This is a genomic window from Pseudomonas sp. DWP2-2 (assembly GCF_049897065.1).
GTDB classification, from domain to species: Bacteria; Pseudomonadota; Gammaproteobacteria; order Pseudomonadales; family Pseudomonadaceae; genus Aquipseudomonas; species Aquipseudomonas paracarnis.
In genome coordinates, this window is sequence record NZ_JAFCVN010000018.1 from 47,347 (window position 1) to 60,773 (window position 13,427).

Annotated in this window: 15 protein-coding genes; 8 read left to right on the forward strand and 7 right to left on the reverse strand. The window is 60.4% G+C overall.

Annotated features, from left to right (window positions below):
• Positions 1-126: 126 nt before the first annotated feature.
• The 3 genes from ACP7CZ_RS25725 to ACP7CZ_RS25735 all read right to left on the reverse strand — a co-directional run bounded on the left by ACP7CZ_RS25725 (position 127) and on the right by ACP7CZ_RS25735 (position 3,535).
• The gene (locus ACP7CZ_RS25725) at positions 127-1,533 is read right to left on the reverse strand and encodes an MFS transporter (RefSeq protein WP_054896714.1); all 1,407 of its coding nucleotides are present in this window, start codon (positions 1,531-1,533) and stop codon (positions 127-129) included.
• 88 nt (positions 1,534-1,621) lie between these two features.
• Complete coding sequence (locus ACP7CZ_RS25730) at positions 1,622-2,254, reverse strand: glutathione S-transferase family protein (protein ID WP_294183632.1); 633 nt, start codon at positions 2,252-2,254, stop codon at positions 1,622-1,624.
• A 249-nt stretch (positions 2,255-2,503) separates the two neighbouring features.
• Positions 2,504-3,535, reverse strand: coding sequence for a LacI family DNA-binding transcriptional regulator (locus ACP7CZ_RS25735; protein ID WP_161793224.1), 1,032 nt, complete (start codon positions 3,533-3,535; stop codon positions 2,504-2,506).
• A gap of 225 nt (positions 3,536-3,760) precedes the next feature.
• Between ACP7CZ_RS25735 and ACP7CZ_RS25740 the strand changes: the two genes are divergently transcribed.
• Together ACP7CZ_RS25740 and ACP7CZ_RS25745 are read left to right on the forward strand one after the other, a co-directional pair.
• Positions 3,761-4,294, forward strand: coding sequence for a gluconokinase (locus ACP7CZ_RS25740; protein ID WP_034128504.1), 534 nt, complete (start codon positions 3,761-3,763; stop codon positions 4,292-4,294).
• 84 nt (positions 4,295-4,378) lie between these two features.
• Complete coding sequence (locus ACP7CZ_RS25745; RefSeq protein WP_014719640.1) at positions 4,379-5,731, forward strand: GntP family permease; 1,353 nt, start codon at positions 4,379-4,381, stop codon at positions 5,729-5,731.
• A gap of 135 nt (positions 5,732-5,866) precedes the next feature.
• Here the strand turns inward: ACP7CZ_RS25745 and alaC are convergent, their stop codons facing one another.
• On the reverse strand, positions 5,867-7,078 hold the full coding sequence (gene alaC / locus ACP7CZ_RS25750; RefSeq protein WP_057975137.1) for an alanine transaminase: 1,212 nt from the start codon (positions 7,076-7,078) through the stop codon (positions 5,867-5,869).
• Positions 7,079-7,273: 195 nt separating this feature from the next.
• Here alaC and ACP7CZ_RS25755 point away from each other — a divergent pair, with 195 nt between their 5' ends.
• Positions 7,274-7,756 (forward strand): GyrI-like domain-containing protein, encoded by a 483-nt coding sequence (locus tag ACP7CZ_RS25755; RefSeq protein WP_047711634.1) that lies wholly within the window; start codon positions 7,274-7,276, stop codon positions 7,754-7,756.
• A 66-nt stretch (positions 7,757-7,822) separates the two neighbouring features.
• On the opposite strand, the gene ACP7CZ_RS25760 is transcribed toward ACP7CZ_RS25755, so the two are convergent.
• Entirely contained in the window at positions 7,823-8,314 is a 492-nt protein-coding gene (locus tag ACP7CZ_RS25760; protein WP_294183648.1) for a GNAT family N-acetyltransferase, read from the reverse strand.
• Positions 8,315-8,459: 145 nt separating this feature from the next.
• Here ACP7CZ_RS25760 and ACP7CZ_RS25765 point away from each other — a divergent pair, with 145 nt between their 5' ends.
• The 4 genes from ACP7CZ_RS25765 to ACP7CZ_RS25780 are packed head-to-tail and all read left to right on the forward strand — an operon-like array spanning position 8,460 to position 10,996.
• On the forward strand, positions 8,460-8,879 hold the full coding sequence (locus tag ACP7CZ_RS25765; RefSeq protein ID WP_060765182.1) for a YybH family protein: 420 nt from the start codon (positions 8,460-8,462) through the stop codon (positions 8,877-8,879).
• Positions 8,880-8,921: 42 nt separating this feature from the next.
• Positions 8,922-9,275: a YciI family protein gene (locus ACP7CZ_RS25770; protein WP_200583321.1), complete on the forward strand. Its 354-nt coding sequence runs from the start codon at positions 8,922-8,924 to the stop codon at positions 9,273-9,275.
• A gap of 24 nt (positions 9,276-9,299) precedes the next feature.
• Positions 9,300-9,776, forward strand: a complete 477-nt coding sequence (locus ACP7CZ_RS25775; RefSeq protein ID WP_034128500.1) for an SRPBCC family protein — start codon at positions 9,300-9,302, stop codon at positions 9,774-9,776.
• Positions 9,773-10,996, forward strand: a complete 1,224-nt coding sequence (locus ACP7CZ_RS25780; protein WP_200583322.1) for an RNA polymerase sigma factor — start codon at positions 9,773-9,775, stop codon at positions 10,994-10,996. The genes ACP7CZ_RS25775 and ACP7CZ_RS25780 overlap by 4 nt, the downstream gene beginning before the upstream one ends.
• Before the next feature lie 112 nt (positions 10,997-11,108).
• On the opposite strand, the gene ACP7CZ_RS25785 is transcribed toward ACP7CZ_RS25780, so the two are convergent.
• Positions 11,109-11,963, reverse strand: coding sequence for a LysR family transcriptional regulator (locus ACP7CZ_RS25785; RefSeq protein WP_034128498.1), 855 nt, complete (start codon positions 11,961-11,963; stop codon positions 11,109-11,111).
• 88 nt (positions 11,964-12,051) lie between these two features.
• Here ACP7CZ_RS25785 and ACP7CZ_RS25790 point away from each other — a divergent pair, with 88 nt between their 5' ends.
• Positions 12,052-12,516, forward strand: coding sequence for a multidrug/biocide efflux PACE transporter (locus ACP7CZ_RS25790; protein ID WP_034128497.1), 465 nt, complete (start codon positions 12,052-12,054; stop codon positions 12,514-12,516).
• 80 nt (positions 12,517-12,596) lie between these two features.
• Here the strand turns inward: ACP7CZ_RS25790 and ACP7CZ_RS25795 are convergent, their stop codons facing one another.
• Positions 12,597-13,355 carry an SDR family NAD(P)-dependent oxidoreductase gene (locus ACP7CZ_RS25795; protein ID WP_294183672.1) on the reverse strand — a complete coding sequence of 253 codons (759 nt, stop codon included), beginning with the start codon at positions 13,353-13,355 and terminating at the stop codon, positions 12,597-12,599.
• Between the last annotated feature and the right edge of the window lie 72 nt (positions 13,356-13,427).

Genomic DNA, 13,427 nt, shown 5'->3' on the forward strand with positions numbered 1-13,427 from the left:
TCACCTATGAAAACAGACGGTGCGACAGCTGGAGCAAATACTGTGCCGGTTGCCAGACCCCAGTGTTTACTGGGGCTGGCGTCGTCGACGCGGCAAGCCTTCTCCTTGTGCGGCCAACCGTTGCCGTCAGTGAGCGATGTTCTCCAGGGCCAGGTTGCGCGTGCGCGGCCCAAACCAACTGATGGTAATCATCACGATCAACATGCTGCTGGCAATAAACGCCAACACGCCCGGCGTGCCCAGGTGTTCGAGGATAAAACCGATCAACAGGCTGCTGAACACCGTGGATAAACGGCTGAACGAATAGCAGAACCCGACCGCTCGCGCACGGATATTGGTGGGGAACAATTCGCTCTGGTACGAGTGATAACTGAAGCTCAGCCACGCATTGCAGAAGGTGATCATCACCCCGCAGAAAATCAGCCCTAACGCTGTGGTTTGCAGGGCAAACAGGCTGCCGAAGATCACCGCACCCATGGCTGAGCCGACGATCTGCCATTTGTTCTCAAAGCGGTTGGCCACCTTGACGAACAACAGCGGGCCCAGCGGGTAGGCGAGGGTGATGATGAAGGCGTAGAGCAGGCTGTGGGTCACGCTGACACCCTGGCCCGAGAGCAAGGCCGGCAGCCAGTTGCCAAAGCCGAAGAAACCGATGGCCTGGAATACATGAAACACGATCAGCATCAAGGCGCGGCGACGGTAGGGCGGCTGCCAGATATCGGCGAAACGGCCATTGCCCTGCACGCTGATCGCTTCGGGTTCCGGTTCGTCCAGCGGCTTGCCTTGGTCCTTTCGGCAGCGTGCCTCCAGGTTGTTCAGGATCGTGTCGGCCTCTTCGAAGCGTCCCTTTTGTGCAAGCCAGCGCGGTGATTCCGGCAGGCGCTTGCGCAGTTGCCAGATAAACAGCGCAAACACCGCACTTGAGAGCACCACCCAGCGCCAGCCCGCGATACCGAACGGCGCCTGTGGCACCAGCCACCACGACATCAACGCCACGGCCGGTACGGACAGAAACTGGATAAAAAAAGCAAAGGCAAACGCCGAACTGCGCATACGTTTGGGCACCAGTTCCGAGAGGTAGGCGTCGATGGTCACCAGTTCGATGCCAAGGCCAATGCCCACCAGAAAGCGCATGCAGATGATGCCCAAGGCCGAGGTTTGAATGCCCATCAACACCGTGGCCACCGTGTACCAGACCAACGCAAAGGTGAAAATCGCGCGTCGCCCGAAGCGGTCAGCGATGGGGCTGAGCAGGCTGGCGCCGAGGAACAGGCCGAGGAACGTGGCCGAGGCGAAAGCGGCTTGGTCCGAGAAACCGAAAACACCTTCGCTGCCGGTATGAAAAATCCCGTCGCTGATCAGGCCAGGGCTGATATAGGCGGTTTGGAACAGGTCATACAGCTCGAAAAAACCGCCGATGGAGAGCAACGCCACCAGGCGCCAAATAGTGGCGACGGCGGGCAGGCGGTCGATGCGGGCGCTGATGTGGGCGGCGCGGGTGGGGTCTGAGACGCAGGCGGCGAGTGGGGGCATGAATAACCTTCAGTTGGGCGAGTTGGAAGCTTCGAGCTTTAAGCCAAACCGCTATTGGGCTTGGGGCTTAACGTGCACAACTGCTTCTCTAATTGTGGCCGTCGAGCGCGAACGTCTTGAAGCCGGCGTGCTGGCTGAGGCGTTGGTAATACGCCGCGATGGCGGGGTAGGGTGGCCGCTCCATGGGTGTCATCTGCCACCGATGTACCGAAAGGCCTATCAAGATGTCAGCGAGGGTGAACTCTTCGCCGGCCACGTAGGCGCCGGTCTTGGTGAACTGTTGTTCTAGCAAGGCCATCTTGTCATTCCAGGCCTGCACACCCGCCTGGATGCGTTGCGGGTCCTGATAGTCCGGGTTTTGACGCACCAGTGCGTGGAACGCATAGCCCCACGAAGGGTTGAGTTCGGTGGCTTGCCAGTCCATCCACTGTTCGACCCGTGCACGCAAGGCGGGCTCAACGGGTAGCAAGTCATGGCGCTGGTAGAGGCCGACAAGGTAGCGGCAGATGGTATTGGACTCCCACAGCACGCCATGGTCGTCGATCAGCACTGGCACCTGGGCGTTGGGGTTCAAGGCGAGGAAATCGGGGGATTGGGTAGGCTTGAAACCGATGCCCCAGTCTTCGCGCACGTAGTCGATGCCCAACTCCTGGCAGGTCCACAGTACTTTTCGCACGTTGATTGAAGAGGTACGACCCAAGATTTTCAGTGAATGGCCCATGGTGCTTCCCTGGCATCTAAGAGAGTGACCAATCTAGCAGGGGCCGGGCACGGCGGCGAGGGTGTGAAGCGGGCACGGCCGAAAATGTGGGAGCTGGCTTGCCTGCGAAAGCGTTGGTTCAGTTGAAGATGCGTTGACTGACCCACCGCCTTCGCGAGCAAGCCCGCTCCCACAGGGGATCTGTGCCAGGCGCTGATTCTGTGGACACTACATGGCCAGCTCTCACATTGATTGCGTTCGGCTCGACGCTCAGGTGCTCTCGCGCACCTGCAACTCAAACCCCATATCCACCACTGGCTTGGCCACCTTGTTGCCCGCCATGATCGTCAGCAGATGCTCTGCTGCCCGACGCCCGATGGCTTCCCGTGGCGTGCTGATGCTGCTCAGGCGCGGCACCATGAATGACGAGGCGGGTAGGTCGTTGAAGCCCAGCACCGCCACACGTTCAGGCACCTTGATGCCATGGCGCAGGGCTTCGAGCAGGGCGCCCTGGGCCAGGTCGTCGTTGCCGAAGAAGATCGCGTCCACATCCGGGTGGGCGGCCAGCAGTTGCAAAAACAGTTCGCCTCCCAGGCCCACGGAGGACGGGCGTGGCGTCAGCAGCTCCAGCGCCGGATCGTACATGCCGGCCTGTTGCAAGGCGCGGCGAAAGCCTTCGCCACGCAGCAAGGTGCGTTGGTCCAGTTGTGCGCCGATATAGGCCAGGCGCTTGCGCCCCCGGGACAGCAAGTGCGCCGCCGCGGTCTCGCCGGCGGCCAGTTGCGAGAAGCCCACACAGTTCACCCCGGCATTGGGGTCCAGATCCATCATGTACACACAGGGCACATTGCTGGCCTCGACCATTCGTCGCGCGCTTTCGGTGCGGTCAAAACCGGTCAGCAACAAACCCCGTGGCTGGTAGGCCATGTAGTTGCGCAGCAGGTCTTCTTCTTCATCGCGCGAATAATGGGAGTTGCCGATCAGTACTTCAAAGCCCTTGGGCCGCAGTACCTGATGGATAGCTTCGAGGGTTTCGATAAACAGCAGGTTGGACAGTGACGGCACCAGCACCACCACCGAATGGCTCTGCGCCGAGGCCAGGGCGCGGGCGGCGGGGTTGACCACGTAGCTCAGTTCGGCGGCGGCCTGTTGCACTTTTTCCACCAGTTCGGTGGCCACGGTGCTGATGCCGCGCAGGGCACGGGAGGCGGTGATCGGGCTGACGCCGGCCAGGCGCGCAACTTCATTGAGGGTAGGGCGGCCCGTCGTGCGGGTATTTTTATCGTTCTTGGAGGTCATCAGGCGGCTTGCCAAACAAAAATCGAGGCACTAAGGTAGCGCTGTCTCCAAAGGGCTGCAAATTCTTGGATAAAGGGTTGCCTGATCCTGTCCAGCTCTTGAAGTCAATCTGTTGGAACGGATGCACGCGTCACTCCATAAAAATGACAAGTCGGCGCGGGAAAAGCCTGTTTTTGCACTAGCCTTACGCTATGCAAAGGTAGCGCTATCTGCGTCCTGAGGTGTTTCATGAGTCAACCTGTTACCGCCCTGGTCATCATGGGTGTTTCCGGCTGTGGCAAGTCCAGCGTCAGCCAAGCCCTGTGCGCCCTTAACGGCGCCACTGCCATTGAAGGCGACAGCTTTCATCCTGCCGCGAACATCGAAAAGATGAGCGCCGGCCACCCCCTCAACGACGACGACCGCGCCGGCTGGCTCGATATCCTGTGCGATGAACTGCGTCGTGCGTTGAAAGCGGGCGAGCATCCTGTACTGACCTGTTCGGCCCTGAAGAAAAAATACCGTGACCACCTGCGCGAAGCTGCGCCGGGCCTGGGTTTTGTCTTCCTAGAGCTGACCCGCGAAGTCGCCGCCGACCGCGTGTCTCACCGCCCCGGCCATTTCATGCCGGCGAGCCTGATCGACAGCCAGTTCGCCACCCTTGAATCGCCCAAGGGTGAGCCGCTGACCCTGGCCTTGAACGCCAGTGAAGACAGCGTCGAGGAACTGGCCGCGCAGACCCATACCTGGTGGCGCAAGCACGGCTTTGAACCTACTCATTAATTTTTTGCCGGAAAAGATAGCGCTATCCCCGGCAGGAAGTTCAACACCCGCTTTAATAACAACAACAAACAGGAGAGACCCCCCATGTTTGGCATGTCCCACGAGTCTTACCTGCTGCTAGATGCAGTAGTCACTATCATCGGGTTGATCGTACTGATCACCAAGTTCAAGGTGCACCCGTTCATTGCACTGATCATCGCGGCCGGTTTCCTCGGCCTGACCTCGGGCATGCCCGTGGACAAGATCATCAAGGCGTTCCAGGACGGTTTCGGCGGGGTGCTCGGTTTTGTCGGCATCATCCTCGCGCTGGGCACGATGCTCGGCAAGATGATGGCCGAGTCCGGCGGTGCCGATCAGATCGCCCAGACCCTGATCCGCGCCTTCGGCAAAGAGAAGGTCCAGTGGGCCATGATGTTCGCCGCGTTCCTGGTGGGCATCCCGCTGTTCTTCGAGATCGGCTTTGTGTTGCTGATCCCGCTGGTGTTTATCGTCGCCCGGCGTACCGGCGTGTCGTTGATCAAGATCGGTATCCCGCTGCTGGCCGGTCTGTCGGCGGTGCACGGCCTGGTGCCACCGCACCCGGGCCCGCTGCTGGCCATCGGCGTGTTCGGTGCCGATATCGGCAAGACCATCCTGTACGGCCTGATCGTCGCACTGCCGACCGCCATCATCGCCGGCCCGATCTTCGGTACGTTCATCGCCAAGTACATCCCGGGCAACCCGTCCCAGGAACTGGTGGACCAACTGGCCCGCGAAACCGATAACAAGTCGCTGCCAAGCTTCAGCATCACCCTGGTCACCGTGCTCTTGCCGGTGTTCCTGATGCTGCTCAAAACCTTTGCCGACATCGCGTTCGCCGAAGGCAACGTGGTACGCAACTGGATGGACATGATCGGCCACCCGATCACCGCACTGTTGCTGGCTTTGCTGTTATCGCTGTACACCTTTGGCCATCGTCAGGGCATCCACTCCAAGCAGATCCTCAAGCTGCTCGACGCCAGCCTTGCGCCAACCGCCGCGATCATCCTGATCATCGGTGCCGGTGGTGGCTTCAAGCAGATGCTGGTGACCAGCGGCGTGGGCGACGTGATCGGCCATATGGCGGTGAACGCGCAGATCAACCCGATCCTGCTGGCGTGGCTGGTGGCGGCGGTGATTCGGATTGCCACCGGTTCAGCGACGGTCGCGACCATTACCGGCGCGGGCATTGTGGTGCCGGTGGTGGGGATGATCCCTGGCGTCAACCGCGAGTTGCTGGTACTGGCGACGGGCGCGGGTTCGTTGATCCTGTCTCACGTCAACGATGCGGGGTTCTGGCTGGTCAAGCAGTACTTCAACATGACCGTGGCCGAGACGTTCAAGACCTGGACGGCGATGGAGACCATTCTGTCGATCGTGGCGCTGATCTTCATCATGTTGCTGTCGTTGGTGGTGTAAGCCACACCCCAAAGCAAGGGTGGGAACTGATCAAATGTGGGAGCTGGCTTGCCTGCGATTGCGGTAGTGAATCCAACACTGCCATCGCAGGCAAGCCAGCTCCCACATTGATTGGGTTTCTTCAGGTGGATCAAGTCAGGCTTTGGTCACCAACCCATCCGCCCTGAACATCCCGCGAATCCCACGCACGGCCTGGCGAATCCGGTCCTGGTTTTCGATCAGCGCAAAGCGCACATGATCGTCGCCATACTCACCAAAGCCGATCCCCGGCGACACACACACCTTCGCTTCCAATAGCAGTTTCTTGGCAAACTCCAGCGAGCCCATGGCCGCGTACTGCTCGGGAATCTTGGCCCAGACGTACATCGACGCCTTCGGATTCTCCACCATCCAGCCCAGTTCATGCAGGCCCTTGACCAGCACATTGCGACGCTGGCGGTACTGCTCGGCGATGTCCTTCACGCACTGTTGGTCGCCTTCCAGCGCCGCAATCGCCGCCACTTGCAGCGGGGTGAAGGTGCCGTAGTCGTGGTAGCTCTTGATGCGTGCCAGGGCGTTGACCAGTTCAGGGTTGCCCACCATGAAGCCGATGCGCCAGCCGGCCATGTTGTAGCTCTTGGACAGGGTGAAAAACTCCACCGCAATGTCCTTGGCGCCGGGCACTTGCATGATCGAGGGGGCTTTCCAGCCGTCGTAGACGATGTCGGCGTAGGCCAGGTCGTGCACCACCAGCACGTCGTACTGCTTGGCCAGGGCGATCACCCGTTCGAAGAAGTCCAGCTCCACGCACTGCGCGGTCGGGTTGGACGGGAAGCCGAGGATCATCATCTTCGGCTTGGGGATCGAGCCACGAATCGCGCGCTCCAGCTCAGCGAAGAAATCCACGCCCGGTATCAGCGGCACCGAACGTACCTGGGCGCCGGCAATCACTGCGCCGTAGATATGAATCGGGTAGCTGGGGTTGGGCACCAGCACGGTATCGCCCTGGTCCAGGGTGGCCAGCATCAAGTGCGCCAGGCCTTCCTTGGAACCGATGGTCACGATAGCTTCGGACTCCGGGTCGATTTCCACCGCGTAACGGTCCTTGTACCAACGCGAAATCGCCCGGCGCAAGCGCGGAATGCCTTTGGAGGTGGAGTAGCCGTGGGTGTCTTCACGCTGGGCGACGGTGACCATTTTCTCCACGATATGAGGAGGCGTGGCGCCGTCAGGATTACCCATGCTCAAGTCGATGATGTCTTCGCCGCGCCGACGCGCAGCCATCTTCAGCTCGGCAGTGATATTGAAAACATACGGGGGGAGTCGATCTATGCGCGCAAAGCGGCGCGGCGAACCTTGGTCTGCCATTGTTGCCTCGAGGTACGTAAGCGCCCGGAACCGTCCGAGCGACGTCGGCCACTGCGGTGGCCTGCGGGGCAGACAATACGGGCGATGATGGCCAGTTGTCCAGATGCGTAGGAAATTTTTCTACATGGAGTACAACGCGGATATGCCCCTATACTCGATGCGGGTTTGTTCCCTCATAAGAAGGAGACTGTTCGTATGGATCAGCAGACAAAACAACCGTTGGAGCCGCGCCTGGAAGCCGGTAAGGCCCTGGTGATCGCCGGGGTACAAGGGCGATATTCGAAGGCCACCGTTGGCGATATCCCACGGCTGTGGGAGTTGTTCGATACCTGTATCAAGGACATCAAGAAGCGCGTCGGCGGTGTGACCTACGGGGTGTGCCATAACCCGCATCACGGCGAATTCGATTACCTGGCAGGTGTTGAAGTCCCGGCCAAGAAGGACGTGCCGAGCAATTTCGAGGTGATCGAAATTCCGCCACTCAACTATGCCGTGTTCCCCCACTACGGGCCGGTGCAGGCGCTTGAGCAAACCTACGAACGCATCATGTTCGAATGGCTGCCGCACTCGGGCTACAAGGTCATGGGCGCGGATTTCGAGCGCTATAGCGCGGACTTCGATGCCAGGAAGGGCACGGGGACGGTGGAAATCTGGCTGCCGATCGGGGAGCGGGGCTGACACTGCACCCGATGTCACGTAAACACGACATGCACGCTTAAAAGTCATGTTTACGTGACATTGCCGCTATGGATTAAACCTGAAACTCAACCGGCGCTCATACCCTACGCGACCCTTGTACGCCTCACCGCGATCCACCCATCCCGCCCCCAGATACAACCCCATTGCCGCCAGGTTGTGGGCATCCACCGACAACTCCAACCCCTTGATCTGCGGCCAGGCCTCGCGCGCCACGGCGGGCAACGCCTGCAAACACATCTTGCCGTATCCACGCCCCTGCTGATGCCGGTCTACCTGTAGCGCGTGGAGTGTGGTGCTGTGTTCATCGGCCCAATGAGGCAGGCACGGTGGTCGCTTGAGCAGCAGGAACGCCACGGGAAGGTCGTCGACCAACAGCGCAAAGCCCTTGACCCCAGGACTCGGGTTGGCGAGCAGGGTATTGAGGGCGCAATACATATCACCGCAAAACGGCAGTTGTTCAGGGTGAACTTCGATGGCGCCGACTTGCTGTTGTTGCACAGCGTTCAGCGCCTCGTAAGCAACGAGGCGGGTTGGCATGGGACTATCCGAACGGCTGCAAGAGAAGTGGCAGTTTATCGGGTTTGAGCCACAGGAAATTATTTTTCAGGGGGATGTCGATTTCCCTCGGGGCCATTCGACTAAGGGTGTCTTCCGTGATTTTCCACCCCAAGGAGTCATCGCCATGAGCACTGCAATCAAGAGCCTGATCGAGCAATGGAAAGGCGCCGTTGTCAGTCGCGATATCGACCAGATTGTCAGCTTTTACGCCGACGATATCGTCTCGTTCGACGCTGTAACCGCTCTGCAATTCAAGGGCAAGGCGGCCTATCGCGCGCATTGGGAGGCGTGCATGGAGCACTGCCCCGGCCCCGGCATCTTCGAGTTTCATGAACTGCATGTCGTCGAAGCGCCAGACAGCGCATTCGCCCACTGGCTGGCCCACTGCGGCGGTGCCGGGCCGGACGGTGAGGTAAAGGCCTGCTGGATGCGCGTGACTGCCGGCTACCAGCGTATCGATGGCCAATGGAAGGTGGTGCACGAGCACTGGTCGGCACCGTTTGATATGCAAAGCGGCACGGCGTTGTTCGACCTGAAACCTTGAGCACCGCGAACTATAGTCAGTAGTCCGAAAACGGAGAACGCCATGAAATACCTGTGCCTGATCTACAGCGATGAACAGGTGTTGCACACCTCGCCCGACAGCCCCCACGACTCGGAATGTCTGGCCTACGCCGAGTCCATCCAGGCCAGCGGGCGCATGCTCGCCGCCGAGCCGCTGGAGTCGGTGACCACCGCCACCACCGTGCGCATGCGCAACGGCAAGCTGTCGATCACCGACGGGCCGTTTGCCGAAACCAAGGAGCAGCTCGCCGGGTTCTACCTGATCGACGCCAAGGACCTCAATGAAGCGCTCCAGGTGGCTGGCGGCATTCCGGCGGCCCGGGTCGGCAGTGTGGAAGTGCGCCCCGTGCGCCAATTGAATCTCTCAACACAATAATCAAAAGACGTGAGGAGGTTTCCCGTGAACACTCAACCCGCCCAATTTGAACTGTCCATCAGCCGCTTGATCGATGCGCCGCGCCGCCGGGTGTTTCGCGCCTGGACTGAGCCAACCCTGCTGCAACAATGGTGGGGCCCCCACGGCATGACCACCCCTGAATGCGAGATGAACCTGTGGGTCGGCGGCTTGTTCCGCACCTTGATGCGTGCGCCCGATGGCAGCGAGTTCCCGACCCAGGGCGTGTTCCTGGAAATCGATGCGCCCAACCGCCTGGTGTTTACCGACGCGTTCATGCCGGGTTGGGTGCCTTCGGGCAAGCCGTTCATGAGCGCCGAAGTCACCTTTGAGGAGGTCGGCGAAAAGACGCTCTATACCGCCCGCGCCATGCACTGGAGTGCCGAGGACAAGCAGGCCCACGAAGCCATGGGCTTTCATGACGGCTGGGGCCAGAGCCTGGACCGCCTGGTGAAGTTGGTGACCGAGGACATGGTCGATTGACCCAGCAGATCGACGCTATTTACCGCCGCGAATCACGCCGCGTGCTCGCGACGTTGATTCGTGTGCTGGGTGATTTCGACTTGGCCGAGGAGGCGCTGCACGAAGCATTTTTCGTCGCCCTGCAGCGCTGGCCCGAGGATGGCGTGCCGGATAATCCACGGGCGTGGCTGGTGTCCACCGGTCGCTTCAAAGCCATCGACCGCCTGCGTCGGCAGTCGCGTTTTACCCCGTTATTGGAAGAGCAGGCCGAGGCGTTGGAGGCCGCGCCTTGGACTGATGAAGACGTGGAAGACGACCGCCTGCGCCTGATGTTCACTTGCTGCCACCCAGCGTTGGCAGCCGATGCCCAGGTTGCGCTGACCTTGCGCGAGATCTGCGACCTGAGCACCGAGGCCATCGCTCACGCTTTTCTTGCCACGCCCACCACCATTGCCCAACGCATCGTGCGCGCCAAGGGCAAGATCCGTGAGGCGAAAATTCCGTATCAAGTGCCGTCCCGCGCCGAATTGCCCGAACGATTGGACAGTGTGCTGCGGGTGATTTACCTGGTGTTCAACGAGGGCTATTCGGCGTCAGCGGGTGCCGACCTCACCCGTGAGGACCTGACCTTGGAGGCCATTCGCCTGGGGCGTTTGCTGCTGGAGTTGCTGCCCGAGCCGGAAGTCATGGGCTTGCTGGCGTTAATGTTGCTGCACGAGTCGCGTCGGCCTGCCCGCACTTCTGCCAGCGGCGAACTGGTGCTGTTGGACGCTCAGGATCGTACGCTTTGGGACAGGGCCTTGATCGCTGAAGGCTGCGCATTGGTGGAGCAGGCGCTGATTACCCCGCGCTTTGGGCCGTATTGCTTGCAGGCTGCGATTGCCGCCGTGCACGCCGAGGCGCCCAGCGCAGGGGAAACCGATTGGCGGCAGATTGTCGGGCTCTACGATGTATTGCTCAGGTCTGTGCCGTCGCCGGTGATCGAGTTGAACCGTGCGGTAGCGGTGGCGATGGAGCAGGGGCCGTTGGCGGGGTTGGTGCTGGTAGACAATCTTTTGCAGCGCGGTGAGTTGCAGGACTACCACTTGGCGCATTCGGCGCGTGGGGAGTTTTGCCGGCAGTTGGGGCGGTTTGACGAAGCCCGCAGCGCGTACGAAAAAGCGCTGTCGCTGACGCAACAGGCGCCAGAAAAACGCTTCATCACGCGGCGTCTCGCCGAACTCAATTCCTCCAGGCAGTGACGATCCAAATGTAGGAGCGAGCTTGCTCGCGAAAAACTCACAGACGCCACGTTTCTTCAGGAAGCACGCGTTATCGTTGACGTTCTTCGCGAGCAAGCTCGCTCCTACAGGCTCATTCCAGCATCTTGCCCAGCAACCAGCTCCCCGCAGGCCCCGGCGGCTGGTGCCGGGACCACAGCGCATCCACCGCCACCGAACGCGGCCAACTGCGCACCTTGAGTTCAACCAACTGGTTGCCGCCAAAGCGCTCCACCAGCCAGCGTGGAATCGGTGCCCAGCCAAACCCCAGCTGTGCCATCTCCATCAGCATCAGGTAACTCGGCGCCGACCATACTCGCTGCGTACCGCGGTTTTCATTGGGGCTGATGATGCTCGCCAAACGCAACTCCCGGTGTTGTTGCAAGGTGTGCGGGTGAACCTTGTCCAGGGTCGCCAATGGGTGTCCAGGCGAGACAAACAGCGCGATCTCCGTGCGCTCCTCCACCGTGGAGAAGGAAAGGTCCGGCGGGTAGGCTTCTTGTTTCTCGATAAACGCGATCTGCGCCCGGCCACTTTGCACCAGTGCGATCAAGTCTTCGCATTCCGCGATCAGGCATTCCAGCTCAAGGTCCGGGTAGCGTTGCTCGAAGGCCGTGAGGGCGACCTCGAATCGATCGGATTGGTAAGTATCGGACATGGCGAGACTCAACTTCGGCTCCAGGCCTTGCGATAACTGACTGGCTGCCAGCTCCAGGCGGCTACTGGCTTCCAGCACTTGCTCAGCCCTTTGCAGCAACACTTGCCCCGCCGGCGTGAGGGTCGGCTTGCGGCTGCTGCGGTCAAACAGCACCACGTTCAGGTCAATCTCAAGGCTGGCCACTGCCGCGCTCACGGTGGACTGGCTTTTGCCCAGCTTGCGCGCCGCCGCGGAAAACGAGCCTTGGGTGGCAGCCTGGACAAACGCCTGAAGCACTTCATGGGAGGCCATGACTATCGCCTTGATCGATGGTTATTGGTTGTGAAGTATCGATACAAAGCCTGATCATGGCAACCATCGTCACTCACGGAGCCGGGTCATGACCCCTACCAAATCCTTTACTGAACGCGTGTTTCAAGCCCTTGGTTTCGAAGGGCTGGCCTTATTGATTTGCACGCCGCTGTTGGTGTGGATCACCGGCCGGCCGGCGCTGGAAATGGGCGCAGTGACCCTGGGCATCAGCCTGTTGGCACTGAGCTGGAACGTGGTGTTCAACAGCCTGTTCGACCGCCTTAAAACCCGCCTGCAACTGGCCAACGGTGGTTGGACCCGTGTGCTGCACGCGCTGTTGTTTGAAGGCGGCCTGATTCTCTTGGCAGTGCCGTTGATTGCCGCCTTGATGAAGATCAGCCTGCTGGAGGCCTTCATCCTCGACATTGGCGTGCTGTTGTTCTTCCTGCCGTACACCTACGTGTACCACTGGGGTTATGACGTCATTCGGGAAAAAATCAGCGAAAAAAACGCCGCCCACTGTAGGAGCGAGCTTGCTCGCGAAGATCGCTAACGATAACGCGAGGCCTCTGGAAACACGCGGCGCTCTTGAGTTTTTCGCGAGCAAGCTCGCTCCTACAGAGGGGAAGCCGTTTAGAGGAACATCCCCCCCGACGCCTCGATCCGCTGGCCGGTGATCCAATGACTGCCATCGGCCAGCAAGGTCGAAATCGCCCCGCCAATATCGTCTGGCAAGCCAGCGCGGCCCAGGGCGGTGTTATTGGCAACCATCGCATTCACATCGGTGTTATCGCGTACCGCGCCGCCGCCGAAGTCAGTGGCAATCGCGCCCGGTGCCAGGGTGTTCACGGTAATACCCCGTGGGCCCAGCTCTTTAGCCTGGTAGCGCGACAAGACTTCCACCGCGCCTTTCATGGACGCGTAAGCGGCATAACCCGGCAGGCTGAAGCGCGCCAGGCCGCTGGAGACATTGATAATGCGCCCGCCATCGCTGATCAGCGGCAGCAGTTTTTGCGTGAGGAAAAACGGTGCCTTCACATGGATCGCCACCAACTGGTCGAACTGGGCTTCGGTGGTTTCGGCAAAGCTTGCGTAGGTGCCAACCCCGGCGTTGTTGATCAGGAAGTTGAAATGTTCCTGGGCGAACACATCCTTGAGCAGGGTGCCGATCTGCCCAACGAATGCATTGAAGGTTGCGCTCTGGCTGACGTCCAATTGCAGCATGGCGCCGCGACCGCCCAAGGCCTCTACCTGGGCAACCACGGCTTGGGCTTCGGCCGCTGCGCTGTGGTAAGTGCCGATGATGTCGATGCCTTGCGCAGCCAGGTGCAGGGCGGCGCTTTTGCCCAGGCCACGACTGGCGCCGGTGATGAGTGCGATTTTACGGGTCATGGTGCAGTCCTCAGTGGGGGTCAGTGGGAGTGAGTGTATTTGTCCGCCTATAACGTGATAAACAGTGCTATA